At 60.4% G+C, this 26444-nt stretch carries 20 protein-coding genes; 10 read left to right on the top strand and 10 right to left on the bottom strand.

Features of this window, described 5'->3' with window-relative positions:
• Nucleotides 1-29: 29 nt before the first annotated feature.
• Nucleotides 30-1442 (bottom strand): DUF1501 domain-containing protein, encoded by a 1413-nt coding sequence (locus tag H1B37_RS10085; RefSeq protein WP_182866523.1) that lies wholly within the window; start codon nucleotides 1440-1442, stop codon nucleotides 30-32.
• Nucleotides 1443-1446: 4 nt separating this feature from the next.
• Nucleotides 1447-3825, bottom strand: coding sequence for a PSD1 and planctomycete cytochrome C domain-containing protein (locus H1B37_RS10080; protein WP_182866522.1), 2379 nt, complete (start codon nucleotides 3823-3825; stop codon nucleotides 1447-1449).
• 255 nt (nucleotides 3826-4080) lie between these two features.
• On the opposite strand from H1B37_RS10080, the gene H1B37_RS10075 reads away from it, so the two are divergent.
• Entirely contained in the window at nucleotides 4081-5439 is a 1359-nt protein-coding gene (locus tag H1B37_RS10075; protein WP_220498138.1) for a nickel-dependent lactate racemase family protein, read from the top strand.
• Here H1B37_RS10075 and H1B37_RS10070 read toward each other — a convergent pair.
• The 3 genes from H1B37_RS10070 to H1B37_RS10060 form a co-directional block, all read right to left on the bottom strand.
• Entirely contained in the window at nucleotides 5369-6352 is a 984-nt protein-coding gene (locus tag H1B37_RS10070) for a CvpA family protein (protein WP_220498137.1), read from the bottom strand. The genes H1B37_RS10075 and H1B37_RS10070 overlap by 71 nt on opposite strands.
• A 169-nt stretch (nucleotides 6353-6521) precedes the next feature.
• On the bottom strand, nucleotides 6522-7784 hold the full coding sequence (locus H1B37_RS10065; protein WP_182866520.1) for a DUF1559 domain-containing protein: 1263 nt from the start codon (nucleotides 7782-7784) through the stop codon (nucleotides 6522-6524).
• A 43-nt stretch (nucleotides 7785-7827) separates the two neighbouring features.
• The gene (locus tag H1B37_RS10060) at nucleotides 7828-7992 is read right to left on the bottom strand and encodes a hypothetical protein (RefSeq protein ID WP_182866519.1); all 165 of its coding nucleotides are present in this window, start codon (nucleotides 7990-7992) and stop codon (nucleotides 7828-7830) included.
• Nucleotides 7993-8126: 134 nt separating this feature from the next.
• Between H1B37_RS10060 and H1B37_RS10055 the strand changes: the two genes are divergently transcribed.
• Nucleotides 8127-8771, top strand: a complete 645-nt coding sequence (locus H1B37_RS10055; RefSeq protein ID WP_286177592.1) for a DUF2585 family protein — start codon at nucleotides 8127-8129, stop codon at nucleotides 8769-8771.
• Between the two features lie 83 nt (nucleotides 8772-8854).
• On the opposite strand, the gene H1B37_RS10050 is transcribed toward H1B37_RS10055, so the two are convergent.
• From H1B37_RS10050 to moaA, 3 genes are all read right to left on the bottom strand, one after another.
• Nucleotides 8855-9931, bottom strand: coding sequence for a sugar kinase (locus tag H1B37_RS10050; protein WP_182866518.1), 1077 nt, complete (start codon nucleotides 9929-9931; stop codon nucleotides 8855-8857).
• Between the two features lie 106 nt (nucleotides 9932-10037).
• Nucleotides 10038-10850, bottom strand: coding sequence for an SDR family oxidoreductase (locus H1B37_RS10045; protein ID WP_182866517.1), 813 nt, complete (start codon nucleotides 10848-10850; stop codon nucleotides 10038-10040).
• A gap of 90 nt (nucleotides 10851-10940) precedes the next feature.
• Nucleotides 10941-11993 carry a GTP 3',8-cyclase MoaA gene (gene moaA, locus H1B37_RS10040; RefSeq protein ID WP_286177591.1) on the bottom strand — a complete coding sequence of 351 codons (1053 nt, stop codon included), beginning with the start codon at nucleotides 11991-11993 and terminating at the stop codon, nucleotides 10941-10943.
• A 487-nt stretch (nucleotides 11994-12480) separates the two neighbouring features.
• On the opposite strand from moaA, the gene H1B37_RS10035 reads away from it, so the two are divergent.
• From H1B37_RS10035 to H1B37_RS10020, 4 genes are all read left to right on the top strand, one after another.
• Nucleotides 12481-14331, top strand: coding sequence for a DUF1800 family protein (locus tag H1B37_RS10035; protein ID WP_182866516.1), 1851 nt, complete (start codon nucleotides 12481-12483; stop codon nucleotides 14329-14331).
• Between the two features lie 90 nt (nucleotides 14332-14421).
• Complete coding sequence (locus H1B37_RS10030; protein WP_182866515.1) at nucleotides 14422-15942, top strand: DUF1501 domain-containing protein; 1521 nt, start codon at nucleotides 14422-14424, stop codon at nucleotides 15940-15942.
• A gap of 74 nt (nucleotides 15943-16016) precedes the next feature.
• Nucleotides 16017-16196, top strand: a complete 180-nt coding sequence (locus H1B37_RS10025) for a hypothetical protein (protein ID WP_182866514.1) — start codon at nucleotides 16017-16019, stop codon at nucleotides 16194-16196.
• Nucleotides 16181-17032: a biotin--[acetyl-CoA-carboxylase] ligase gene (locus H1B37_RS10020; protein WP_182866513.1), complete on the top strand. Its 852-nt coding sequence runs from the start codon at nucleotides 16181-16183 to the stop codon at nucleotides 17030-17032. The genes H1B37_RS10025 and H1B37_RS10020 overlap by 16 nt, the downstream gene beginning before the upstream one ends.
• Nucleotides 17033-17156: 124 nt before the next feature.
• Here the strand turns inward: H1B37_RS10020 and H1B37_RS10015 are convergent, their stop codons facing one another.
• Nucleotides 17157-17969, bottom strand: a complete 813-nt coding sequence (locus H1B37_RS10015) for an Fpg/Nei family DNA glycosylase (RefSeq protein ID WP_182866512.1) — start codon at nucleotides 17967-17969, stop codon at nucleotides 17157-17159.
• 324 nt (nucleotides 17970-18293) lie between these two features.
• Here H1B37_RS10015 and H1B37_RS10010 point away from each other — a divergent pair, with 324 nt between their 5' ends.
• From H1B37_RS10010 to H1B37_RS09995, 4 genes are read left to right on the top strand one after another with little or no spacing between them, the layout of a single operon-like run.
• Nucleotides 18294-18737 (top strand): GntR family transcriptional regulator, encoded by a 444-nt coding sequence (locus H1B37_RS10010; RefSeq protein WP_182866511.1) that lies wholly within the window; start codon nucleotides 18294-18296, stop codon nucleotides 18735-18737.
• Nucleotides 18730-19701: an ABC transporter ATP-binding protein gene (locus H1B37_RS10005; protein WP_436298262.1), complete on the top strand. Its 972-nt coding sequence runs from the start codon at nucleotides 18730-18732 to the stop codon at nucleotides 19699-19701. The genes H1B37_RS10010 and H1B37_RS10005 overlap by 8 nt, the downstream gene beginning before the upstream one ends.
• A gap of 44 nt (nucleotides 19702-19745) precedes the next feature.
• Complete coding sequence (locus H1B37_RS10000; protein WP_182866510.1) at nucleotides 19746-22241, top strand: ABC transporter permease; 2496 nt, start codon at nucleotides 19746-19748, stop codon at nucleotides 22239-22241.
• Nucleotides 22238-23572 carry a hypothetical protein gene (locus tag H1B37_RS09995; RefSeq protein ID WP_182866509.1) on the top strand — a complete coding sequence of 445 codons (1335 nt, stop codon included), beginning with the start codon at nucleotides 22238-22240 and terminating at the stop codon, nucleotides 23570-23572. Before H1B37_RS10000 ends, H1B37_RS09995 begins: the two co-directional genes overlap by 4 nt.
• Nucleotides 23573-23769: 197 nt before the next feature.
• Here the strand turns inward: H1B37_RS09995 and katG are convergent, their stop codons facing one another.
• Nucleotides 23770-25956: a catalase/peroxidase HPI gene (gene katG / locus H1B37_RS09990; RefSeq protein WP_182866635.1), complete on the bottom strand. Its 2187-nt coding sequence runs from the start codon at nucleotides 25954-25956 to the stop codon at nucleotides 23770-23772.
• Nucleotides 25957-26444: the final 488 nt, after the last annotated feature.

Raw genomic sequence — 26444 nt, 5'->3', positions numbered from 1 at the left:
TCATGACGTTGTGTATGTGAAACGGGTGATCATGCGAGGATCTCGTCGATGACGCGTCCGTGCACGTCGGTCAATCGAAAGTCACGTCCCGAATAGCGATAGGTCAGGTGTTTGTGGTCGAAGCCCAATTGATGTAACACGGTGGCGTGAAAATCTGGCATCGTCACCTTGTTTTCGGTCACTGCCATCGCCAGTTCATCGGTCGCCCCGTAAGTCATGCCGCCACGCACTCCGCCGCCGGCCATCCACACGGTGTATCCATCGATGTGATGATCGCGTCCCACCTTCGTCGGATCCTTGACCTGTTGGACGGTCGGCGTGCGGCCCATTTCGCCGCCCCAGATGACCAACGTCTCGTCCAGCATGCCACGTTGCTTGAGATCCGTCAGCAGTGCCGCGATCGGCTGGTCGGATTCCTTGGCCAACCGAGTGATGTTTCTGACGATCGAACCGTGGTTGTCCCAGGGCTGGCCGGCGCCGTGGTAGCACTGGATGTAGCGGACCCCGCGTTCGGCCAAACGTCGCGCGTAGAGCAGGTTGCGGCCTTGAATCGAATCGCCGTACAGCTGGCGAATGTGCGCGGGTTCTTGCGACAAGTCGAACGCATCCGTTCCGGCGCGTTGCATCCGAAAGGCAAGTTCCATCGTGTGGATGCGGCTTTCCAGACGCTCGTCTTCGGCACGCTGTGCGGCGTGCCGCTGATTCAGGAATTGGGCGAGCGCGACCTGTGCCCGCTGCGAACCCGCTCGCACATCGCGACGCGTCAGGTTGGGCACGATTTGTTTGCCCGTGCTTTCGCTGTCGATGTGCGTTCCCTGGTACACGCCCGGCATGAACGCGCTGGTCCAGTTACGCGATTGGGCGGTCGGCAAACCACGTGGACACAACACGACAAAGCCCGGCAATTCATCGCTCTCATTGCCCAATCCGTACAACAGCCAAGAACCCAGACTCGGGCGTGGTAACGTCGAATGTCCACAATTGGTCAGCAACAAGCCGGGCGTGTGATTGGCGATCTCGCCCTGCATGCTGCGAATCACACACAAATCATCTGCATGCTCGGCCACGTTGGGAAACAACTCGCTGACCTCCAAGCCACACTCGCCGTAGCGTTTGAACTTGAACGGCGATCCGAACAGGTTGCCGGCGCGTTTGCGCTGGGTCGGTTGCAGCTGTTTCTTGACCGAATCGGGCAGCGGCTTGCCGTCCAGGCGATCCAGTTCTGGTTTGCGGTCAAACGTGTCCATCTGGGACGGGCCGCCGTTCATGAACAGGTGGATCACCCGTTTGACACGCGGTGGAAAGTGAGGCGCCAGCTCGCTGAGCGGCGATTCTTCCGGTGCCCGATCGGCCGATGCGGATTGCTGCAACATGCCGGCCAGCGCGATCGACCCCAGACTGGTCGACTGCAACCAGCTGCGTCGTGATAGGAAAGGGTTCATGTCGCTAGTCCACATATTGGAATTCGTTGCACATCAGTAACGCCTGTGCGATCAACGGCCAAGGTGAATCGATGAAACGTGATGGCGGGCGATCCGGATTCTGGAACCGTTTCTGAAATTCCACCAGTTTCAACGCTCGGGCAATTTCAGCGGCATCGGGGTCGCGTCCAAGCACCGACTGAAACAGGGACACCAGCTTGGGCCGATCATGCTTGATCCGTAGAAAATCCGCCGATGACACGATGGCCGCGGCCTGGTCGATCACCAAGGGTGCGTTCATCGTAAACAGTGCTTGTGGGGCGACAATACTTTCACCCCGCGCGGGTTGGGTTTGTACGGGGGCGGGAAAGTCGAACGCCCGCAGCGTCGGATCCAGATTGAATCGATTGATGAATCCATAGATCGCCCGGCGTCGAGTGTAGTCGCCGTCCCACAGACGTCCGGGGTGACCACCGATTCGTCGGTCCAATTGACCGGCGACCAGCAGCATGCTGTCCCGAATCGCTTCGATCGACAGATGTTTTCGATTGCCGCGCCACAGCCAGCGGTTCTCGGGATCCGCTGCCTGGCCGGCTTCGTGAGAGCGGCTGGATTGTTGATAGGTCTGCGACGACACGATCCGACGCACCAGGTGTTTGACCGACCAGTCATGACGCAGGAAATCGTCAGCCAGCCAGTCAAGCAATTCGGGGTGCGTCGGCCGGCTGCCTTGCAATCCGAAATCCGACGGCGTGGTGACCAGGTGGGAACCGATCAAGTGCCCCCAGACGCGATTGACGAACACGCGGGCGGTCAAGGGATTGCCGGCCGATGCGATCTTTTCGGCCAGTTCCAACCGGCCGCTGCTGTCCTGGGGGAATGCGTCTTGCTGCGGATCCAGGATCTTCAAGAAGCGTCGCGGCACCGCCTCGCCGCGGGCCGAGGCATCGCCGCGGATGAAGACATAGGATTCCGGAGGACGCTTTCGGTCGGCCAGGACCATCGCCCGTGCCGGCGCGCCGGGATGAAACGTCAACAGTTCCGCCAATTCCGTCTCACGGATTTTCTGCGCGATCGATCGGTTGTTGTTCTTGGCCTTCTTTCCGTCCGCACCGTCGATCTTGGCGTCGATGGTGGCGCGTTTCTTTTGATAGTCGGCCACTTCGGCGGGAGTCGGTCGATAGGACGCCAGGATGGGTTGTTTCGTTTCGTCCAACGGATTGACGCGTGCGGCGGCGGCAAACACGCCACGCAACGAGTAGTAGTCCGCGGTCGGGACGGGTTCGAACTTGTGATCGTGACAACGGGCGCACGCCGCCGTGATTCCCATCAACCCGCGCGTCGTGACGTCGATCCAATCATCCAACGCTTCGGCTTGCGCTCGGCTGGAATAGGGGCCGGAGGCATAAAACCCGAGCGCGGCCATCTCCGGTGCGTCGGGCGCGAATCCCATCAAGTCGGCCGCCATTTGTTCTTTTAAAAATTGATCAAACGGCTTGTCGTCGTTCAATGATCGGACGACGTAGTCCCGATAGGAAAACGCGAACGGGTGGTAGTGTGGCGTGCGGGTGTCGGGGCGATAATTGTTGTCGGTGTCGCCATAGCGAACGACGTCCAACCACAACCGCCCCAGATGTTGTCCGAACTCCGGTGAAGCGATCAGCCGGTCGATCCACTGTCGTGTCGCGGCATCCCGGTCGATCTGTGCGGCTTCGACAAACGCGGTGATTTGGTCATACGTCGGCGGCAGCCCGGTCAGGTCATGGTGCAATCGGCGCAGCAGCGTTGCCGGGTCGGCCGGGTCGGAAGGTGCCAGAGCGACTTCGGCCAGCGAATCCGCAACGAAGCGATCGATCGCATTGGTTCCCCACTCGCCCCGACTTGATGGGGATGACGGCAGCGTGACCGGCGCGACCGGTTGGAATGCCCAGTGACCGGCGGCTTGATCAAACAGGTACTCTTGGTCGCCCAAACGAGAAAACTCGGTTTCGCCCATGTCATCGGCCGGACCGATCGCACCACGCTGCACCCATTGTTCGAACAACGCGATCGCTTCGTCATCCAACCGCTGGTCCGGCGGCATCTGCAGATTGTCATCGTCATATCGGATCGCGGTCACCAACAGTGACGCGTCCGGTTGTCCGGGGACGACGGCCTTGTCGGTCTCGCCACCTTCGATCCATCCCGATCGGCGGTCCAACAGCAGTCCGCCCTGTTGCTCACCGGCCTCCTCGCTGTGACACTCGTAGCAGTGCCGAACCAACAGCGGTCGGATCTTTTGCTCATAGAACCGCACATCCTCCGCCGACTCTTCGGCCCGCACGGATCCCGCAATCAAACCGCAAACGAGAGCGGTGAAGACGGCAAAGGGGACGACGGCATGGCGACGTGAACGAGCTAGCATCGACAATTCAGCGGTTGGGATGGCGAAGAATTCACCGTGGCGGGGGACCGCGATGCGGCCGACTCCATTGTGATCGACCCGGTCAGCACTGTCTAGTTCAACGGAGGGGGTGGGCGGACGCCCCCAGGGCTCGGGCAGGTCTCATGGCTCGGGCAGGCAATGCCGCGATCGCGAGGTTGCCCGGATAGGGCGCGTCGTGCATGGGGGCTGTCGAAACACGGTGCGCGATCAGCTACGCTTCACCAAGCCTGTCCAGTGTTCCCATCCGACGTTCGAGCCCAAGAGGCGGTCAGTTCGATGCAAGTGTCGTTGCTCTACGGTCGCAGCGGAATCCGCGTGGCGTTGCCCGTCGACGCCGACGTGACGCTGATCGGCAAACCGGAAATGCCGCGTTTGGACGATCCGGTCACCGCCGTCCGTCAGGCCTTGACGCGGTCCCCGGGATCGGATGAAACGCCCGGATTGCAACAGATCGCCGACGGGGCCGCGAGCGCGTGCATCGCGATCTGTGATATCACGCGACCGGTCCCCAATCAGCTGTTCCTGCGGCCGATGGTCGAGACGCTCGTTGCGGCCGGCGTGCCGCTCGATCAAATCACCGTGTTGGTCGCGACCGGATTGCACCGCCCCAACTTGGGCGATGAGCTTGCCGAATTGGTCGGCGACCCGTGGGTGCTGGAGAACGTGAAGGTCGTCAACCACGATGCGCTCTGTGACGAAGACCACATCGATTTGGGCCGCACCGCCACGCGGCAAACACCGATCAAGATCGATCGGCGGTTCGTCCAGGCCGACGTGCGGATCGCGACCGGGTTGGTCGAACCGCATTTTATGGCGGGGTATTCAGGGGGCCGCAAAGTGATCGCGCCCGGATTGGCCCACGCCGACACCATCCGGACGTTTCACAACCATCAATTCATGTCCAATCCCGCCGCGGCCAATTGCAATCTGGATCGCAACCCGCTGCACGAGGAACAGTTGGAAATCGTCGCGCGGATCGGCGGCGCCTACGCGCTGAACACCGTCATCGACGAGCATCGAAATCTGTCGATGGTCAACTTCGGCGAGATCACGGCAAGCCACCGGGAAGCGGTGTCGTTTATCGAGCGGTATTGCCGCGTCGCCGTGCCGCGACCTTTTCCGACCGTGGTCACCAGCGCCGCCGGTTACCCGTTGGATAAAACGTATTACCAAACCGTCAAGGGAATGGTCGGGGCGATGGACATCCTTCAGCCCGGTGGCAATTTGATCATCGCGTCCCAGTGCGGCGAAGGGCTGGGATCGAACGCCTACGCCGCCGCCCAAACGACGCTGACCCGGTTGGGGCCGGAGGGGTTCTTGCGATCGATCCGAGACAAACCGTTTGCGGACATTGATGAGTGGCAAACCCAAATGCAGACCAAAGCGACACAGCAAGGCAACGTCTATCTTTACTCTTCGCTTCCACCAGAATCTCGGGCGTTGACCGGCGTGATGATCAGCGACGATCTGGAAGCGACGATTCGAGCATCGGTTGATGCCAGCGCGTGCAAACGCGTCGCGGTCATTCCCGAAGGTCCTTACGTGATCCCGTTTGTCCAAGATCCTGGATCACCCGGCGGGCCTTGGGGATGAAGTCGGGGTGATCGACCAGCCGCATCACCGCGGGGCTGTTCATTAAATGTCGCACCAACTGCGGATCCACCCCGCGCCCCTGTTCGATCCACTGATTGAGCGCCGGGTCGTTTCGAATCTCATCGATCGCGGTGGCGATCTCCGGGTCCGATCGCAACTCGACAACGCCCGGGTTTTCCAGCACCCGTTGGATGTTTTGTGGATCGCCCAAACCGCGCATCGTCTGGTGGATTTCGCCGACCCCGGAAAGGAACTCAAAACGTTCGAACGGGTTGTAGTCTCGAATCAGCGGCCCGAGCACGCTTTGTCGGGTCCGCGAGGCCCATTCATCGACCGCCATCGCGACGGCGTTCTCGCGGATGTCATCACCGCGCTGCCACATCTGCAAACTGATCAATCCGCCGAGCAGGAGGTAACAGATCGCAACCCCTTCGGCCAGGCCGACGACAAAGCCGGCGAAATGATTGACCCATCTGAATTTGCGACGCTTTAAAAAAATGCGATTGCCGATGATCGTGATCCCCAGCGTCGTCACCAACGAGATCAGCACGCCGATCGCAGCGATGCAGAGAAATCGATTCGTCAGCCCGCTGGTTCCGAACCGCTGGGCAAACGCATCTTGGTACTGCATTCCGATCGCAGGGGCGTAGGCGACCGCGGCGACCAACGCGACGACGGATGCCGCGATCCGGCCGAATCCAACTTTGAATCCGCCCCAACCGGCCAGGGCCGTGATGACGATGGTGATCGCCGTGACCTGATCACCGCGGCGGAACATTAGAAACGCCCCGGCAAGGCTGATCAGCACCAACGGAAGGAACAGCCACAAGGGCATCTCAATCGGGTCCCCCGGCCTGGGCTTTCGTCGTTTTTTCTTGCGTCGAAAGCGACTCGTTTCGGTCTGATCGGCCATGGGGGGATTTGCGTGGCGGGGATGAATCGGTTGATTCCTGTCAATGATAGGCCATCGGTCGACCCGATCCGGGCGCAATGCGGAAACCGAATCACAAAAAAAGCCGGGCCCGCATCGCTGCCGGCCCGGCTGGGATCGTCGTGAACATGCGATCGGCGTCGGAACGCCCTCACTGATTGAGTTGCTCCTGGATGGTTTCGCCGCTTGCCCGTGTCCCCAACGCCCCCCACAATCCGTAAGGGCTTTGCGAGCCGGGGCTGCGATTTCCAGTCCCGCCGTCCAACACCGTTCCATCGGTCGAGTCGCCCGCTTCGATGGAATCGGTAATGAAAATCACGGCGCCATCACCCATCAGGATGTGGGCACCGCCCTGGTGGCGGCTGCTCGCCGACAGCACGCCGGGGGTGGTGTCTTCGAGCGACATGCAGGTTTCGCGATTGGGCGGCAGAATCGTATTCATCGCCGTGTAGGGTTGCAGCCCGCTGGCCCAGCGGAACCCGCGGCCTTGGTTGGCGGCCATGATGTCGGTCAGCGAGGGATCCCAAAACCGGGGGCGATCGGGATCGATGTCGTCGCGACACGCGGTCGGATTGTTGCGCAGGCCGCTGAAGGTGCCGGGAGCGAAGCTGTGGGCGAGCGTTCGGATGTCACGGTCGCCCAGGTCGGTCGCGATCTCGCCGAACATGATGGTGTTGGACAACCCGTCCAACACATCGCGAAACTTCTTTGCCACCCGCGGCACAAACATTCCTCGCCCGGCCGCGAGCAGATCCAGATTGGATGCGGTGTGGATCTTGATCTTCGGGAATCCACGCAGGTTGTACCAGTACGGACCGTTGTCGGTGTAGTGCAAGGCATCGCCCAGGCAGGCCGCATAATTGGTGCGGCCCATCGCCGGCAAACCGACGCCGGGATCACTCGGGCAGCGAAGCGTCGGGATCTCCGTCATCCACGGCGGGTAAGCATTGTTGCTGGAATTGACATTCACCACGCGATTGGGTTCTTCGGTCGGCGTCGGCCCCATCGCAGGCCACGGAGGAACGCGTGGCACGCCGGGAGTGGTCAGGTCCACGGCATTCGGATTGCTGATCTGATTCCAGACCGCTTGCTGTTCGATAAACGGTGTCAAACCGACCAGCGTGCTGAGCATCATCATGTTGCAGTCGTCACCGTACTGGCTGAACCAGCTGCCGGTGGGAGGCAGCCGACGCGTGCCGCTCATGTGGGTCGGCAGCTGCTTGTAGGCCGAATGGTAGTTGTGAACGGCCAGACCGATCTGTTTGAAGTTGTTGCCGCAGCTCATTCGTCGCGCCGCTTCACGGGCGGCCTGGACCGCAGGCAACAAAAGGCCGACCAAGATCCCGATGATCGCAATCACGACCAGCAACTCGACCAGCGTGAACGCGCGGGGTTTGTGTGCATCGAATCTCATTTTGGATACCTGACCGATTGATCGATGGAGAACGGACGAAGAATCACTGACGCTGTTCGGCCAACGCCTTTTGAGCACGTTGGCGGTTCTCCTGTTCCTGCTCAGTCATCTGGTAGGTCTGTGGCTGGATGACCATCGGTTCGCTGGAAGCACAACCCGCCACCGCGCCGGCGGCGGCTAGCAAGAAAAACAAGGGGATAAGATTCATGGTTCTGCCGATCAGAAGAGAGAAGAGAACGTTCGGGTTACCTTGACCTGTCGGTCAATCAACACCGAGGTCGCTGGCGGGTTGGTGCCTGACGCCATTGCGGCCCCCCCTCCTCGCCTTCGGATTCCTGTTTAATGCCAGACACTCAAACGCGACGCGAATCACCGCCGGCAGATCAACCGCCGCAAAACACGACGGCCGGACAGGCGGTGTCGACCCCGAGTCTGATCGCAACACTGTGTCTGGCCGCAACGTTGGCCCTGATCGCGACATCGATGGCGATCGTATTGTGGCGGATGGGACGCACGCCGTGGTGTGAGTGCGGGGGGGATTCGCCCTGGTCTGGAGAAATAGTTTCCCGGCACAACTCCCAGCACCTGATCGATCCTTATTCTTTCACCCACGTGCTGCACGGCATTCTGTTTTTTGCCGTGTTGTGGCCGCTGCGGCACTGGCTGAACGCTCGTGCCCGATTGATTGCGGCCGCCCTGGTGGAAGCGGGCTGGGAGATCTTGGAAAACACGCCGATGATCATCGAGCGTTACCGCCAAGCGACCATTTCGCTGGACTACTACGGTGATTCGATCGCCAACAGCGTCGCGGATCTGCTGGCGTGCCTGGCCGGGTACATGATCGCATCGCGATTGAGATGGTATTACAGCCTGGCCCTGTTGGTCGTCGTCGAAGCCGTTTTGCTAGCAACGATTCGAGACAGCCTGTTGCTAAATATCATCATGCTCGTGTGGCCCAACGATGCGATCCGGGAGTGGCAAATGTAGAGCTGTTGTCCCAACTGCTCTCCCAGTGTAGAGCTGTTGTCTCAACTGCTCTCCGAACGATTGGCACAATCGTTCCTGTCCGGCTAGCGTTTGACGCGGGCGTTGCCTTGCCAGATGCTCCACACCTGGTCTTCATCGGCCGGTTGGCCGTAATCGGTCAGCATGGTCGCGGCCAGGGCGCCGGTGGCCCAGCCGAATTGGGTGCTCTTTTCGACATCCCATCCGTTGAGCACGCCGTACAGCAATCCGCCGACGAAACCGTCACCGCCACCGATCCGATCGAGCACGCCGATTTGGCGAGGTTCGACGACCATGTACTCTTCACCGTGAGAAACGATCGCGCCCCACATGTGGGAGTTCGCGCTTTCCACTTCTCGCAGCGTTGTGGCGAACAAGGTCGTGTCGGCGTACTCCTTTTTCACGCGGCGAATCATTTCCTTGAAGCCTTCGATTTTGGCCGCGATGTCTTTGCCGCCGGCCTCGGGCCCCTGGATATCCAAGCACAATTGGAAATCCTCTTCGTTGCCGATCAGGATGTCCGACAAGCTGGCGATCTCTTTGAAGGCGGCCGACAGTTCTTCTTCACGTCCGACCCAAAACGATGCGCGGTGGTTGAGGTCGAACGAGATGCGTGCGCCATGTTTTTTGGCGGCACGGGCGATCTCCAGGCAGAACTGGCTGGTGTCTTCGGACAGTGCCGCGATCAGCCCGGACATGTGAACAATCTTGGCACCTTCGTCGCGGAAGATGCGATCCAGGTCAAAGTCTTTGGCATTCAGCAGACGCCCGACTTCGCCGGCGCGATCGTTTTGGACGCGCGGCCCGCGCGATCCCCAACCGCTGTCGGCCATGTTGATCTGGTGGCGAACGCCCCAAGGGGTTGCTTGTTCGAATTCCGGCCCTTCGTAATCCATGTGTCGCCGCGCCAGATCATCCTTGATGAAACGTGCGATCGGGCTGTCTTTGACGAACGCCGTCAGGATCTTGACCGGCAACCCCAGGAACGACGACACGCTGCCGACGTTCGATTCGGCGCTGGTCGCTTGCATCTTGAACGTGTCACTGCAGTGAAACGGCTGATGGTCGACGGGCGTCAGACGCGTGCCCATGCTGGTGGGGATGACGAGGGCATACTTGGCATCATTGCGAAGTTCGATCATTTCCGAGGGTCTCGTTGGGCGACGAAGTGGTTGGGGGAAAGTGGGATAGGCTTCCAGCCTGGCGGCGGTTGTGTTTGACAGGCTGGAAGCCTATCCCACGGTGTTGTCAGATGGTGACCGATGCGAATCCGCCATCGATCGCGATGTTTTGGCCGGTCACAAAGGACGACGCGTTTCGGCTGGCCAGCCAGATCGTCGCGCCGGCCAACTCTTCCGGTTTTCCGAATCGGCCCATCGGTGTGTGTCCGATGATCTGACCGCCACGTTCGGTGTAGCTGCCGTCGTCGTTGAACAGCAACTTGCGGTTCTGTTCAGCGGGGAAGAATCCGGGGCTGATCGCGTTGACCCGAACGCCCGTGGTCGCCCATTCGCGGGCCAGCCACATCGTCAGGTTGATCACCGCGCTTTTGGCGGCCGAGTAAGCCACGACGCGCGAGAGCGGGATGATGCCGCTCATCGAAGCGATGTTGATGATGCTGCCGACGCCGGCGTCGATCATGTCCTGGCCAAAGATCTGGCTGGGCAACAACGCACCGCCGACCAGGTTCAGATCGAACACGTCGCGCCAAGCGTCCAGCGGCAACTTGCAGAAATCGCCGCCCGGCGGAATCGTCGCCTCGGGACGGTTTCCACCAGCCGCGTTGACCAGCACCGATGTCGGGGCGCCGGCCCAGTCGGCGATCGCGACGCGGGCCGCATCGAGCGACTCGGCACTCAACCCGTCGGCGGCAAAAAACTTTGCCTCGCCGCCGGCGTCGGTGATCTTCTTCGCTCGCGCTTCACCACGCTCGGCGTTGCGACCGATCACGGCGACCTTCGCGCCCGCCGACCCGAGTGACTCTGCCATCAGCCCGCCCAGTTCGCCGGTTCCGCCAATCACCGCCGCGACGTCGCTTTTTAATTCAAATAGATTGTTCATGGCCGGTAATTTAATCTTTCGATCAGCCGGCTAACAGAGTGGCGCGACAGATTCCTCGCAAGAGAGAAGAAGGGGCCAACACGGATGCCCTCACCCGCCGATCGAATACATCGGCCGCTGCGGAGGCGAAAAGCCACCGTCGTCAATCCCGTGGCCGGCCGCCTTGGCCGAAACCGCCGCCTTGAATTGATCGATCAATGCGTCGTCACTTGCCCCGCTGCGGACCAGATCACGGATCGGAAACTCGTTCTGGGAAAACAGACAGTTTCGAATCGCTCCGTCCGCGGTTAAACGAATTCGGTCGCATGCATCACAAAACGGCTCGGTCACCGACTGGATCAATCCGATCGGCTGTCCCCCGGCAAGCCGAAAATCTGTTGCCGGTTGCGAGGCGACCGGCGGCGGTACCGGAACCATCGGTCCGAATTCCCGCTCGATGATGCCACGGATCGTCGCTCCGCTGAGCACATTCTCGGTCCGCCACGATCGGTCGGTGTCCAGCGGCATGAACTCGATGAACCGAATTTGAACGTTCCGCTCGATGGCGAACTTCACCAACGAAACGATTTCCGTTTCGGTGACCCCTTTGACCGCCGTCGTGTTCAGTTTGATCGTCTCAAATCCCGTCGCGATCGCGGCGTCGATCCCGCGGACAACCTGATCGATTCCACTTCGCCGCGAGACCGTTTGAAAGTTCGCTTCGTCCAATGTGTCGATGCTGATGTTCAATCGCTTCAGACCCGCCTGACGCAGCGGTCCGGCGAACTGCTCCAGCAACATCCCGTTGGTCGTCAACGACAAATCGTTCAATCCGCTGATCGCCGAGAGCATCGCGACCAGCTTGGGCAAATCCTTTCGCACCAGCGGTTCACCGCCGGTCAACCGAATGTCTGCGATGTCACAACGCGACACCAGCAGCCTGGCGATCCGCTCGATCTCTTCAAACGTCAGCAACGTCTCCCGCGGCGCGAACTCGGCGCCGACTTCGGGCATGCAATAAAAACAACGCAGGTTGCAGCGGTCCGTCACGCTCATCCGCAGACTGCGGTGCACGCGACCGAACCGATCGATCAGCGGATCACGGCTGCGGCGATCACTGCTTCGGTTGTCGGCCGGACGGTTCTCAGGTGCAGGCGTATTCAATCGTCTCGCGTGGATCTGAAAGGCATTGGCATCGAGTCGCTGACAGCATGTTGTACAGCAAACGACATGAATTGCCGAGCAATCGTGGCGACCTTGGCTGCCGCTGGATGCCTTGCATTTTCCAAGCTCTGGCGAGCGTCGCTACATCAAACAGTCATCGACCAGCTGGCGAGCACCTGGGTGGAGTGCTGGAACGGGCCGATGGGGTGGGCAGGCGATACGGTTCGATACAAAACGCAGGCTTCGCCAGTCCTCAAGGGGGGAGAGTGGTGAATTATTTGGCGGTTAAGGAGTCGCTGGCGGTCGTTGCGCTTTGCATCGCGAATTCGTTGTCGTTACTTTCGAACACCTTGTCGTCGCCGAAGCGGGCATCTTCGGCGTCCGGCCAGACTCATCTCCTGTCTCGTCTTTCTCTTATCGGCCGGTGTGTCATCGCGCCGAGTCGTAGGTGGTGGTCATGCGAACGCGATGCGATCGATTTCGAGGGGTGTTGTTGGTCCTTGCCGTGATTGGCACTTGGGGGTTCAGCACCGTGGGGGCTCAAGCCGGTGAGTTCCCGGTCAAAACCGCGCGAGAGATCCGGCTGATGAAGGCCAAGGTTCGCGCGGCACAGTTTCTTTCCAAAGCGACGTTTGGTCCGACCCAGGAGTCGATCGAATCACTCGCCCGCCGGATCAGTGAAGTCGGTTACAAGCGCGCGACATCGCAATGGATTGACCAGCAATTCGCGCTGCCCGCGACGTCACATCAAGACGTGGCGTTGGACATCATTCAAGTCGATGGGAACGAGCCGGACACACAGGGCATCAGTGTTTCGTTGTATCGGTACCAGGCATGGTGGCACATCGCACTGACCGGCGAAGATCAGCTTCGCCAACGGGTCGCGTGGGCACTGTCACAGATCTTTGTGATCGGCGACTCGGGAACGGGATTTAACAACGACGACCGGCGATCGATCGGCGGAGGCCAGGTGACGATCGTGGATTGGTTGGGGATGTCCCACTATTACGACATGCTGTCCGAAGGGATCGATGGGACGTACCGCGAACTGTTGGAAGACGTCACCTACCACCCCTGCATGGGAGACTGGCTCAGTTCCCGCGGCAATCGCAAAGCCAATCTCTCGGCGGGACGGTTTCCCGACGAGAACTATGCGCGCGAAATCATGCAGCTGTTTTCGGTCGGGCTGTACCACCTGCATCAGGACGGCCGACTGAAGACGGACGAGAATGGCAACTTGATCCCCACCTACGACAACGAACAGATCAAGGAGCTGGGGCGGCTGTTCACCGGATTCAAGTACAAGCACTATTCCAGAAGCGACTTTTACGTGCCGCGGAACTTCGGCGAGCCGATGCAGATCCATGTCCCCGAGCACGACAACAACTTGAATTATTCAGAAGACCCCAATGCCCCGGCCAGCAAGACGGTCTTCGGCACGGTGCTGCCGCCGCTTCCGACAACGATGACGCAAGACGACGTCAAGGCGGAAATCGGCGCGGGGCTGGACGCGATCGCCAATCACCCCAACGTGGCGCCGTTCATTTGTCGCCTGTTGATCCAGCGGTTGGTCAAATCCAATCCGTCACGCGGTTACCTGAGACGGGTGACGCGTGTTTTTAATGACAACGGAGACGGCGTCCGCGGCGATCTGCGGTCGGTCATCAAGGCGATCTTGACCGACCCGGAACTGTACCGTGGCCAGCGTCCGGTGCGGCGGCGGAATCCGCTGCGGGTGGATGTGATCACGCGTGGCACCGAGTACAGCCGTTTGCGCGAACCGATCCTGCGCCTGACGTCGCTGATCCGAGCGATGCGACCGACGACGAACTATCCCGCCGGCTACATGATGCTTTCGCGCAACGTTGGCGACGAGATCGGTCAGATGGCGTTCCGATCGCCGAGCGTATTCAATTTTTATTTGCCCGATTTTCAGCCCCCGGGCGACTTGATCGGCTACACACCGACTCGGCGAAATCCCTATGACTCACTGTTCGCACCCGAGTTTCAAATCCTCAACGGCGTGACCGCCAACAAGACGCTCAACCGGTTGCGTAGCTGGGCCTACAACCGTTACGTGCAGTACGGGATGCGCGAGGGCAGTTGCCGGATCAGCTTCCACTTGGAACCGGAATTGGAATTGGCCCGCGATCTGGAAAATCTGGATGAGATCCTGTGTCGATTCGACCTCTGGCTGTGCAACGGTTCGATGAGCGAAGCGACCAAGACCAGCATCAAGGACGCCATCCTTAGCGAACCGCGTGCCTCGAACGTCCAACGCGTCGAAGTGATGCTCAACGCCGTGTTGCTGTCTCCCGACTGCGCGGTCGAACAATAGCCCCGCGGCGGTCTGGCCGCCGCGTCATCGCTTCGAGGAAGTCGCCTCGGAGCTCTTTGAACACTCTTCTGCTTTTCCGGATCCTCTGCCATGAATCTTCACCGCAACGAATCGGTCTTCACCTCACGTCGCGCGTTGCTCAAAGCCGCCGGCGGGTGCGGCTTGATGACGAACACGTCGTTGATGGCAACGTTGTTGAACCTCCAGGCGACCAAGTCGCTGATGGCAGCGGAAACGAATCCGACCGGGTACAAGGCGATCGTTTGCCTGTTTCTGCTCGGCGGCAACGATTCCTACAACATGCTCGCGCCTTACGACGGGACCGCGACCAGCGGGGAGTACGGCAACTACGTCAGTGTGCGTGGCGGGATTCATGACCCCGACAACAATCCCGGCGGTCTGGCCTTGGACCAGAACGCGTTGGTTCCGATCCTCGGCCCCGATTCGAGGAACTTTGGGCTGCACCCCGGCATGGCCTCCCAAGCCTATGATGATCCCCAGCCCGATCCGTTGCCCGACCCGTCCACCACCGGTGTGGCCGGGCTTTACAACACCGGCAAGCTAAGCTTCGTCGCCAACGTCGGATCGCTGGTCGAACCGACCACGCGGGCACAATACAACTCCCGCGCCGGGCTCCCGCTGGGCTTGTTTTCTCATGCCGACCTGCAACGCCACTGGCAAACCGGGTTCCCGCAATCGCGCAGCCAGATCACCGGATGGGGCGGCCGGATGGCCGATCTGCTGCAAAGCACCAATTCGAATCCGGCCGTCTCGATGAACATCTCGGTCAACGGAATGAACCTGTTCCAGACCGGTTCGGACGTGATCCCCTATGCCATCGGAACGGGCGGTGCGACCAAGGTGAACGGGTACGCGGGAAGCCTGGGACGCCAGGATTTAATGAATTCCAGAGCCATTAACAATATCCTGGACCAGACCTACAGCGATCTCATCGCAAAATCGTTTGCCGAAACCCATCGCAATTCAGCCGAAGCGGCGCTGGAGTTCAACCAGGCCACCGATGCGGTGACGATCAACACTCCCTTTGCGTCGGAAAACCCCAGCAACCAGCTCAAGATGGTTGCCAAGGTGATCGGTGCCCGGCAGGCCCTGGGCCAGACGCGGCAGATCTTCTTCGTCACCAACGGCGGCTGGGACAATCACAGCGGTCTGATCGGAGCCCAGCAAACCAATCTGGCCGAAGTCAGCCGCGCGATCCGATCGTTCTATGACGCCACCGTCGAACTGGGCATCGAAAACGACGTCGCCCTATTCACCGCCTCGGACTTCGCCCGAACCTTGGGCTCCAACGGCCAGGGCAGTGACCACGCCTGGGGCGGCAACCAGATCGTCGCCGGCGGCAGTGTCGCCGGCGGGAAACTGTTCGGCAACTACCCGACAGACTTACTGAACCCCGTCGACTCGTTCGCCGGCAACCTGAACCTGGGCCGCGGACGGCTGATCCCGACCACCTCGGTCGACGAATTTGCCGCCGATCTGGCGATGTGGTTCGGCGTCGGAAACAATCAAGATCTGGTCGACGTGATCCCCAACATTCGGAACTTCTACTCCGCCGGCTCCACCGCCGGGCCGCTCGGATTGTTCGGCTGACAAATGTGGGATAGGCTTCCAGCCTGTCAGCACGGTTTGACAAGCTGGAAGCCTCTCCCACAATCACCGTTCCGATGAGCTACGACGACGAAGACGACGACGACTTTGATTACGACGAATTCGTCGAGCGGGAATTCGGCACGCCGCTACGTTCGCGAGACACGCCGCTGCACTGGCAACTGGTCGCCATCGGATTGCTGTTGTTGTTCGCACTCGTAACCTGGATGTCGCTCGGACTTTGGATGCCGTTTTAAATTGTGACCCCGGCGTCACACCCGGCCTGCGTCACACGCTCGACACGCTGATCGGCGACGGGGTGGTCGCGTCGGCGGTCTATCGCCGCAGCACCGCATCGACCAACAGCGACGCGCTGGCCGATTTGCAATCCGGGCAGATCGACGAGGGCTTGCTGCCGCGGCTGTACTTGGCCGATCGCCAAACCGCCGGCCGGGGCCGCCACGGAAATGCCTGGGTCAGCGAAGACGACGCGCTGACGTTTTCCTTGGCCGTGGAATTTGATCTGGCCCACCGCGGTGCCGCCGTCTTGTCCCCGGCCGTCGGCGTCGCCGTCGCACGCGCCATCGAATTCGCCTGTGCACCCTGCCGCGTCGCGCTGAAATGGCCCAACGACATTTGCGTCCTGCGTTCACCCGAGCCTGCCGTCTCGCCCTCGCTTTTTAAACTCGGCGGCATCCTGATCGAAACGGCCGCCTCGATCGATCAGCGGTTGGTGATCGGTGTCGGATTGAACCTGAACGGCACACCCGAATTGAATGCCCCGCACGCCACCCCGCCGGCATCGATCGCCGAGATCACCGCGCGACACGTCGGCCGCGAAACACTGCTGGCCGCCCACGCCGAGTCCCTCACGGAAATGCTCGGCGAGCTAACGGGAGACCCGGCGGCACTGATCCGGCAATATCGAATGCGTTGCGCGCTCGCCGGCAACGAGCTGTCGCTCCGACAGAGCAGCGAACTGATCACCGGGCACTGCACCGGCATCGCCGACGACGGATCGCTGGAGTTGATCGTCGATGGGACCCGCCGGCACTTCCGCAGCGGCCAAGTCCATCGCATCCGTCCGCTGTAGCGACGCGGCAACGAGTACGACGGCCCTTCCGGGCGATCGCTCCTCGCTGCTACGCAGCGAGAAAAAATCGCCTGAAGGCTAGACGCCAACGCTTGCTGAATCTTTACCCTTTGATCCGACGCGGTTACCCCACCGTCACATTCGCTTGGCACTGCGGGCACCAATACAAATCCCGCGCCGCGATTTCGATTGTTTCGATCGCGTGCTGGCATCGGGGGCAGGTCGCTTTGCCATACACGCGAAACCGATCGCGACCTTCCAGTGTGGCAAGCGGCGCGGCGGCTTCTTTGGCCGTGACCGTCACGATCTTCCCGTACTTCAGTCCCTTCCGCATCATCTTGATCAGGGACTTCCAAAGCGTGTCGAACGTCGTCTCATCGATCGCGGCACCGGCGGTCCGCGGGTCGATTCCGGTTTCAAAGAACAACTCGGCGCGAAAGATGTTCCCGACGCCCGCGATCACCGACTGATCCAAGACGAGTGCGCCGATCGGCTTCTTGCTGCTTTGAACCTTGTCCCACACCAATGCCTTCTTGCGTGCCAAGGATCCATCAGCGAGCGGATCTGGGCCGAGCTTCTCGATCACTTTGGCGCGAGTCTCGTGATCAATGACACGGCAGGTGGTGGGACCGCTGAGGTCCAGCGAACGTGTTTGCCCCACCAGTCGCATGCGGACCGCCCCGACCGCCGGCGGTGGCGGCGCGGCGTGCACGCGGTATTTCCCGTAGCGACCGAGATGAACATGAATCATTCGATCGTTTTCGAAGTGATAAAACAGGTGCTTGCCGACCGCTTCGCAATGATCAAACACGACGCCGGAAACCTTTCTCGCGTCGCCGCGGAATCGGCCTTGCGGACTGGTCACCTGCAGCGGCTGTCCGGAAAACCAGTCGGTGTGCTCACGGGCATAGAAATGTGTCTTGTGTCCTTCGGGCATCGCGCTGGCAGTGATGGGAAGTGATCAGGAAGGTAGGAGTCAGTATCCGCAGTTGTCGAGTGTCTGATTCGGATTTCGGTGACTGGGTCATATGTGGTAGCGGAATTCGCCAAGAATTTCGGCTTTTCCCGTGTGGGCTGCTGCGAGACGAAAGCCTTGGCGGCTTCCGCTACGGGTTGCGGGACAAAGCCTAATGGTGGTTGACGCCCGCCGGCATCATCAGGGCAGCCACGACAAAAAAGGAATGTGGTTGACAGCCGAATCGCACCACCTTACTATTTAAATAGCACACTCATCCACTGGTTCCTTTTCACAGGTCCAGCCATGTTTTTTTCGATCGACGTTCAAAGCGACGTCGCGATCTATTTGCAGCTTGTCCGGCAGGTCAAGTTCGCCGTTGCCGCGGGCACGATCCGCCCGGGGCAGTTGCTGCCGAGCGTCCGCGCGCTCAGCAACCAAGTCGCGCTCAATCCCAACACCGTCGCCCGGGCCTTCAACCAACTGCAAGCCGACGGGGTGATCGAAACCCTTCGCGGCCGCGGCATGGTCGTTCGCGAGGGCGCGGTGGAGATCTGTCGCGGCGATCGCGAGACGGTGTTGAACGAGCGGATCGGATCGGTCTTGTCGGAAGCTTGGCACGCGGGGCTTTCGAAAAAGCAGATCAAGACGTTCGTGGAGGATCATCTTCGCGAGCTGAGCGAGACTGAACCGGCGGTCTTGGTGACGTCGACCGATCCGGGCGAAAACGGAGGCGTCAAAAATGAGTAGCGAAACAGAAACACACGACCTTCAAGATGAGCGGAGTCAACGTGCGATGGAACCCGTGATCACAACCGACGCCCTGACGATGCACTTTCGTCGTTGCGACGCATTGATGGGCGTCAGCTTGGAAATCCAACCGGGAACGGTGTTCGCGTTGTTGGGTGAAAACGGTGCCGGCAAGACGACGATGATTCGGATCTTGACCGGGTTTCAGAAACCGACCAGCGGCTCGTGTTCGGTGTGCGGCATCAACCCGCTGCGCGACCCGCAGGGCGTGCGACGTCAAATCGGCTACGTCTCCGACGCGCCGGCGCTGTACGACTGGATGTCGGTCGCCCAGATCGGCGGCTTCACCGCATCGTTCTATGACGCATCGTTTCTGCCGACCTACGAAGCGTCGATTCGGCGCTATGAGATCCGCCCCGAACAGAAGATCCGTCACCTGTCCAAGGGCCAGCGGGCGAAAGTCGCATTGTCACTTGCGTTGGCCCACGACCCGTCGGTGTTGATTCTGGACGAGCCGACCAGTGGTTTGGATCCCAAAGTGCGCCGCAACTTTCTGGAATCGATGATCGACCGCGCGGCGACGGGACGAACGGTGTTCCTGTCCAGCCATCAGATCAGCGAAGTCGAACGGGTTGCCGACACGATCGCGATCCTGCACCGCGGTCGGATTCGCTTGCACGGCCCGCTGGCGGAATTGCGTGAATCGATTCACGAGGTTGTGATTGATGTCGACGATCCATTGCGGTCGATCGCGCCGCCGCCGGAACCGGCCGAGGTGTTGACCGAGGAAACATCGGGGCGTTCGCGTCAGTTGTTCGTGCGGCATTTGACGCCGGAGATGGTCCACGGGCTTCGCGAAACTCCCGGCGTGACGGAGGTTCGGACGCGGGTGGCGACGTTGGAGGAGATCTTTGTCGCCTGCACGACCGATCGGCCGGCAGCGGCGATGAGTGCGGCCATTTAGAACGAACGTCAGACCCCGATGGAATCCTTTAGTCTCATCTGATCATGACCACCGAAGCAACACTCTCTGCACTGACAACGAGGCGGCACGAAGCTTCGTCGACCGCCTGGTTTTGGTGGAAGGAAACGCGTCAACTTGCGCCACTGATCGCACTGTTGGCGACCGTCTCGCTGTTGATCATCGTCATCAACGCCATCCTGGACGCCGCGATCGGAGGCCAGCTGCGTTTTCGACTGCCCCATGAAGTGACGATGCTGGTCTTTCCGGGCCTGTTCGCGACCGGAGCGGGGCCGTTATTAGTCGGCCAGGAACGTTCGCAACGCACCATCGATTGGCTGGCCTTGCTGCCGATTTCGTCCCAGCGGATCGCGACGACCAAATTGTTGGTCGCCATCGCCGGCTTGGCCGTGATGTGGCTGTTTGCGCTGTTGGTCATCACGACGTTTGGTCTTGGACGACGCGAAACGTCGTATTGGATGATCGGCAGCACGACCGGCTATTCCGGCAACCCGTTCAGTTATCCCGTTTGGATCTCCCATTCGTTGTTCGTCTTGGTGGCGGGCTATTTCGTCGCCTGGCGGATCAAGAACCAGTTTTATTCTTTGATCGCGCTGATCCCCTTGGCGTTCTCGCCGGTGATTGCCACGTCGTTGGTTTCGGAGTACGTCGGCCGTTCACTTCAGACGGGGCAACTGGATTGGATCAACTTTGGGTTCACACTGCTTGGGATTGTGATCGTGACCCCGCTGACCTACCGTGCGGCGATCGCCACACTCGGCGCCGCGGATGCGCCAGCGGTGACGCCGCTACTGGACGTCTCGCCGCATTCGCCGGCAAGCGAAACAAACGATGCCATTGCGCCGGCCTTTGGTACCCAAACCGCTCCGATCATTTGGCAATCGCTCCATTCGGCCAAAGGCATGCTGGCGATTTTGGTCGGCATGCTGCTGATCAGCTTCCTTGCGGCCGTTCAGCTTGCGGCGGTGGATCGGTACCGCGGCATCACGGGGTTGTTGTTTTGGCTGTTGCCGCTGGCTCCGTTGGCGGTTTGCTGGCTGGGGATCAGCGTGTTCAAGCACGACGGGGCATCGCAGCGGATCCGTTTCCTGGCCGACCGCGGCGTTTCGCATCGCAAGGCCTATCTGGCATTGCACGCGGTGCCGATTTCGATCCTTAGCGGATCGCTGTTGATCTACGGCGTTTGGAACATGACGGTGGTGCACGAGGAAAGTGTCTCGGGCTTTGCCGCCGGATTGCCGACGGTCGTCACGATGTTGATGTTTGCCGCGGTGATTTATTCAATTTCTCAATGGGTCAGCCAGTTCGTCCGCACCTTGATTTTGTCGGTCATCTTGGCCCCGATCCTGTCGCTGATCGCGGCCGGTTGGCTGTCGTTCGCCTACGTCTCGCTGGGGTTCCCGATTTTGGGATTGGTCCTGTGTATTGCTGCCCCGATGATCGCCAGTTGGTCGATGATGCGGCGCTACATGGATTCCACCGATCGACCGGTGACGTTCCTGGCTGCCGGGGTCGTGGTGGCGGTGATCACGCTGTTGCCGGTCGGCGTCGCGACCTCCTACGTGCTTTCCATCCCGGCCATGCATCCCAATCAGCGACAGCAGTTGCTGAACGAAGCACAAAGTGCCCCGGCGAGTAGCCATCGTTTTGTCTCGATTCCGATGGGCGGTTTTTTGGACAGCTTCCAACGCCTATCGTATCCCTATAACGACCCCATGCGTGACCTGAAAGAATCCCTGGAACACTATCAGATGGATCCGCAGGCGAGTGTACGGTTGCTGAAGTCTCGCCCCGACGACAATTTCATCGCGCAGACCAACCTTTACGACTATCAGCGTTGGCACGGCGGCATGATGCGGGCGCGGCTCCGTTGGCGTCAGGCCCAGAACGATCCGGCCCAGAACGATCCGGCCCAGAACGATCCGGCCTGGGCCGAGTTGGCTTCTTGGTTGGATGCATCGGGGGTTCTGCTTTCGGCGCTGCGTCGCGGTCGCTTGCTGACGGACCAGGAAATCGCCGATCGGCTGGAAGTCTTGTTGATCGACACACTGCGACACGACGTGCCACCGGAGCGTGACGATGACGCCGCCGTACAAATGGCGATCGCCGCGATCGGAACGCCGGCCAGTCGATCGGCGGCGCGACGCGGAGCGGTGGTGGCGACGTTGCAGTCCCTGCTGCGAAACGACAAGGACCGGTACTACAACTTCCGGCTGACCGCTCTGGAATGCCAACCCGAAGGCCTGGTGGGTTGGATGGAGCCTCGGATGCAGGATGCCTTTTTCATCGCCCTGCTGGAAGGAATTGAGGCGTCTGCCGGCCGGAGCGAGGATCAGGGCTGGCGGTTGAAGCTTCATGCTTTGCATCAACCCGGCGGCGTGTTCCAGACCAGCCGGTACGGGGACGAAATGCGTTCGATGCCGGCGATGGAAACGATGACGCTCGGGCGAATCAGTGGCTACGGCCAGCTTTGGGGCCGAGACTGGGAATACGTCAATTTCAATCACAGGAAACAACCATGAGTGCGACCCGAAAGACCTCTCGCGATCGGGCGATGATCGCTCTGACACTGACCCCGCCGATTGCGCTGATCCTGTTTTGCGTTTCCGCCGCCGCGACGTGGCAGGCCGGTTCGGCGACGATCCGCCCCCTGCTGGAACAATCCTTCTCATCCGAGTTGATCGATTCGCCATCGCCCGAGGCTGCCGATTACGCCGCTCGCACAAGCAAGGAGCAAACCAAGTCGTATCGCGAGCTGATTGCCGCCGTTGATTCGCTGAACTATCAGTATCAATTCCTGTTCGACGCGCTCGCCGAACAAGAGGACTTGTTCGACAACCTGGACCAGGAACACCCCGTCGACGCCTACATCGCAGAGTACTTGGCCGACGCGGCGCCGCTGCTGGAGATGGTCCGACAATTCAAGTTCCGCGCCTCGGCAATCTGGCAGCCCAATGAACTCGGCAATCCCTACCGTTTTTCGAATGGGATGCTGCAATCGCGCGGTCTCACCGATCTGCTGATGGTCGAGTTTCGCTCCGCGGTACGCGACAAACAAACCGACCGCGCGATCGAAGCGTTTGATCTGTTTGAGCGTCTTGATCCTGGGATCAATGCGTCTGCATCCCAGCGAATTCTGCCACTGGTAACTCGTTCGATCGCGTCGGGGATTTGGGGCGAAGCCGAGTTGAATCAACTGGACCGGCGGGTTCACGGATCAAGGGATCTGGAGGACATATGGCAAAACCGTCTTCGCGGGACAAAGTTGTCTCAGTTGCCGTGGTTGCTGCGCGGCGAAGTGAGCGAATCTTGGCGATACGACGCGATTCCCAAAACGTATGCCCCCAGTCGCCGCATCCAGTGGCTCCGGCACCAGGATGAATTCTCGCGGGTCCGCGGCATCGGCACGTTGGCCGCGATCAAGCAGGTCATCGAACTGGAAAACGAATGGGCGTCGCAATCCGAATCGGCGCTCGACCTCGCACTCCAGATCCCCGCGTACAACCAACACCATCACCCCGGCGGTTCGACACAGTACTTCGCCATCCTGTTTGCGGGGATCGCCAATGAACGCCGCTATGCCCGCACGGCGATCGCAGTCGCCCGTTACAAGCTAAAGTACGGCGATGACCCGGCGACACTTGATGATCTGTCGAAGGTCGGGCTGCCGCGAAGTGAAACGCTTGACCCGACCGGACATCCATTTCTATTTGAATCTGATGAACAGGGCTGTCGGTTGGGCAACGCGGCGATTGAGTTCACCGATGGGCGTGGTTATAGCGGCTTGTTTGACAGCCGCGATTCGACGCTGTCGTCAATCGTGAAGCAATTCGTGATGCTGGAATTTCGCTGAGAGAAACGCGGCGTGTGGCAAGTGGGGATCGGCGTCAGTGGCTCTCTCGCTTGCGCTTCGAGCTTGCATGGATCGGAACGCGGCGCCGCGTCATGCGCCGCCCAGGCGACGCGTCGTGCGCCGCTCGCTGACGCTTCCCGCTGGGGTGGCGTGCCGCTCGCTTACGCTTCCCGCTGGGATGGCGGTGATGCTGCGAGTTAACGCTTTTCGAGATCGAAGCGGTCCAGGTTCATCACCTTGCTCCAGGCCGCCGCGAAGTCCTCGGCAAACTTTTGCTTCGCATCCGCGCTGGCGTAGACCTCGGCGATGGCTCGCAGTTGCGAGTTCGAACCGAACACCAGATCCACCGAGGTCGCCCGCCATTTGACGTCGCCGCTCTGGCGGTCACGGCCTTCGAAGAAATGTTCGCAGATCGGTGACTTTTGCCACGTCGTGTCCATGTCCAGCAAGTTGACGAAGAAGTCATTGGTCAACGTCCCCGGTCGCTCGGTGAACACACCGAGGTTTAAGTTGTCCGCGTTGGCGTTCAACACACGCAAGCCGCCGACCAGGGCGGTCATCTCCGGTGCGGTCAGTGACAACAGGTTGGCGCGGTCGATCAACAGCTCTTCGGCAGGTCGGTCCAACTTGTGACCGAAGTAGTTTCGGAACCCGTCGGCTTTCGGCTCCAGCACCGCGAAGCCTTCGACATCGGTCTGATCCGCAGTCGCATCGGTGCGACCGGGATAGAACGCAACGTCGACGTCATGGCCGGCTCGCTTGGCCGCTTCCTCCACGGCCGCGGATCCGCCCAACACGATCAGGTCGGCCAGCGAAACCCGAATGTCGCCGGTCTGTTCGTCATTGAACTCGCGTTGAATCTTCTCCAGCGTCTCGAGGACCTTCGCCAGCTCTGCCGGCTGATTCACATCCCAGTCCTTTTGCGGCGCCAGTCGGATCCGCGCGCCGTTGGCTCCACCTCGTTTGTCGCTGTCGCGGAATGTCGATGCGGAGGCCCATGCGGTTTCGACCAATTGGGAGATAGAGAGCCCGGAATTGAGTAGTTTCGTTTTCAGCGTGGCGATCTCTTCGGATCCGATCAATTCGTGATCGACCGGCGGCACGGGGTCTTGCCACAATTGAGGCTCGGCAACCCAAGGACCCAGGCAGCGCGAGACGGGGCCCATGTCGCGATGCGTCAGCTTGTACCAAGCCTTGGCGAATGCTTTGTTGAACTCGTCCGGATTCTCGTAGAACCGTTTCGAGATCGGACCGTAGATCGGATCCAGTTTGAGCGCCAAGTCGGTCGTGAACATCATCGGGGCATGGGACTTGTCCGGAACGTGAGCGTCGGGCACGGTCCCCTGGGCCGCATCGTCTTTCGGTGTCCACTGGTGCGCGCCGGCGGGACTCTTGGTCAATTCCCATTCATATTCGAACAGGTTTTCAAAGTAACCGTGGGACCAGGTGGCCGGTGTCGACGTCCAAGCACCTTCCAGTCCGCTGGTGATGGTGTCTTCGGCATTGCCTTTCCCGAAGCTGTTCTTCCAACCCAACCCTTGATCTTCCAGCGATGCGCCTTCGGGGGCGGGACCGACAAACTTGCTCGGGTCCGCCGCACCGTGGGCCTTGCCCAAGGTGTGTCCGCCGGCGATCAACGCCACAGTTTCTTCGTCGTTCATCGCCATGCGGCCGAACGTCTCACGAATGTCTTTGGCCGCCGCCAACGGATCCGGCTTACCATTGGGGCCTTCCGGATTGACGTAGATCAGCCCCATTTGGACCGCGGCCAAGGGGTTCTGCAATTCGCGATCACCCGAGTAGCGTTTGTCGCCCAACCACTGCGTTTCTGGTCCCCAGTAGACATCTTGTTGCGGTTCCCAGACGTCTTCGCGGCCGCCGGCGAATCCCATCGTCTCAAAGCCCGCCGATTCGAGGGCACAATTGCCGGCAAAGACCATCAGGTCGGCCCAGGAGATTTTCTTGCCGTACTTTTGTTTGATCGGCCAAAGCAATCGCCGCGCCTTGTCCAGGTTGCCGTTGTCGGGCCAACTGTTCAGCGGCGCGAATCGCTGTGTGCCGTCGCCGGCGCCGCCGCGTCCGTCGGCGACGCGATAGGTGCCGGCGCTGTGCCAGGCCATGCGGATAAAGAACGGGCCGTAGTGGCCATAGTCCGCCGGCCACCAATCTTGGGAAGTCGTCATCAACGCCTCGACGTCCTGTTTCAATTCATCGAGGTCCAGCTTGTTAAATTCTTCGGCATAATTGAACCCTTCACCCATCGGATTGCTCTTGAGCGAATTCTGATGCAGGATCTGCAGGTTCAATTGGTTCGGCCACCAGTCGCCGTTGGAAAAGACGCCGGCCGCGGTGTGCCGGTTGGACGGATCAGGGACGTTGCCCATCACCGGGCACTTGCTGGTGATCTGGCTGTTGCCGCCAGAGGAGACGGCGGAGGGAGGGGTTTGCGCAAACCCGGCGGTGCCGAGACACAGCGCCGCGACGCCCGTCACGGAACGAGCGAGTCGGTTGATCGGGGGCATGATTTTTCCTGGGTGCGGGGACGAAATACGACGCGAAACGTTCCGAACCGTCGAGTCAGTTAGTATGACGGCCCGGCTAGTCGAAGGCTGTGAATTCTTCACTAACCGGCGTCTAGGGTCCAATGCGTTCCCGTCATGTCTGGTATGCACGGCGTGCATCGGAGGCGTTAATCGGCCCGGAATCGAGGGGGCTGGTCGCGGCCGTCGGAGAATGTTGGTCAAAAAATGGGTTGGTCAAAAAATGGGTTGGTCAAAAAATGGGGGGGCAAAAAATGGAAAACACGTGACGCTGGGGAACGTTCCCCAGCCGCTTTCATCCACGGCTCCCATTTTTTGACCAACAAATTTTT

This window comes from Stieleria mannarensis, from assembly GCF_014154935.1.
Classification (GTDB): Bacteria; Planctomycetota; Planctomycetia; order Pirellulales; family Pirellulaceae; genus Stieleria; species Stieleria mannarensis.
The sequence above is the reverse complement of the archived record's forward strand: the minus strand, read 5'-3'. Positions and strand labels throughout refer to the sequence as shown.

What these genes read in the sequence shown, in the direction of transcription:
- H1B37_RS10085 (WP_182866523.1), bottom strand. Translation starts at nt 1,442, where the DNA reads ATGAACCCTTTCCTATCACGACGCAGCTGGTTGCAGTCGACCAGTCTG.
- H1B37_RS10080 (WP_182866522.1), bottom strand. Translation starts at nt 3,825, where the DNA reads ATGCTAGCTCGTTCACGTCGCCATGCCGTCGTCCCCTTTGCCGTCTTC.
- H1B37_RS10070 (WP_220498137.1), bottom strand. Translation starts at nt 6,352, where the DNA reads ATGGCCGATCAGACCGAAACGAGTCGCTTTCGACGCAAGAAAAAACGA.
- H1B37_RS10065 (WP_182866520.1), bottom strand. Translation starts at nt 7,784, where the DNA reads ATGAGATTCGATGCACACAAACCCCGCGCGTTCACGCTGGTCGAGTTG.
- H1B37_RS10060 (WP_182866519.1), bottom strand. Translation starts at nt 7,992, where the DNA reads ATGAATCTTATCCCCTTGTTTTTCTTGCTAGCCGCCGCCGGCGCGGTG.
- H1B37_RS10055 (WP_286177592.1), top strand. Translation starts at nt 8,127, where the DNA reads ATGCCAGACACTCAAACGCGACGCGAATCACCGCCGGCAGATCAACCG.
- H1B37_RS10050 (WP_182866518.1), bottom strand. Translation starts at nt 9,931, where the DNA reads ATGATCGAACTTCGCAATGATGCCAAGTATGCCCTCGTCATCCCCACC.
- H1B37_RS10045 (WP_182866517.1), bottom strand. Translation starts at nt 10,850, where the DNA reads ATGAACAATCTATTTGAATTAAAAAGCGACGTCGCGGCGGTGATTGGC.
- H1B37_RS10030 (WP_182866515.1), top strand. Translation starts at nt 14,422, where the DNA reads ATGAATCTTCACCGCAACGAATCGGTCTTCACCTCACGTCGCGCGTTG.
- H1B37_RS10025 (WP_182866514.1), top strand. Translation starts at nt 16,017, where the DNA reads ATGAGCTACGACGACGAAGACGACGACGACTTTGATTACGACGAATTC.
- H1B37_RS10015 (WP_182866512.1), bottom strand. Translation starts at nt 17,969, where the DNA reads ATGCCCGAAGGACACAAGACACATTTCTATGCCCGTGAGCACACCGAC.
- H1B37_RS10010 (WP_182866511.1), top strand. Translation starts at nt 18,294, where the DNA reads ATGTTTTTTTCGATCGACGTTCAAAGCGACGTCGCGATCTATTTGCAG.
- H1B37_RS10005 (WP_436298262.1), top strand. Translation starts at nt 18,730, where the DNA reads ATGAGTAGCGAAACAGAAACACACGACCTTCAAGATGAGCGGAGTCAA.
- H1B37_RS10000 (WP_182866510.1), top strand. Translation starts at nt 19,746, where the DNA reads ATGACCACCGAAGCAACACTCTCTGCACTGACAACGAGGCGGCACGAA.
- H1B37_RS09995 (WP_182866509.1), top strand. Translation starts at nt 22,238, where the DNA reads ATGAGTGCGACCCGAAAGACCTCTCGCGATCGGGCGATGATCGCTCTG.
- katG (WP_182866635.1), bottom strand. Translation starts at nt 25,956, where the DNA reads ATGGGCAACGTCCCTGATCCGTCCAACCGGCACACCGCGGCCGGCGTC.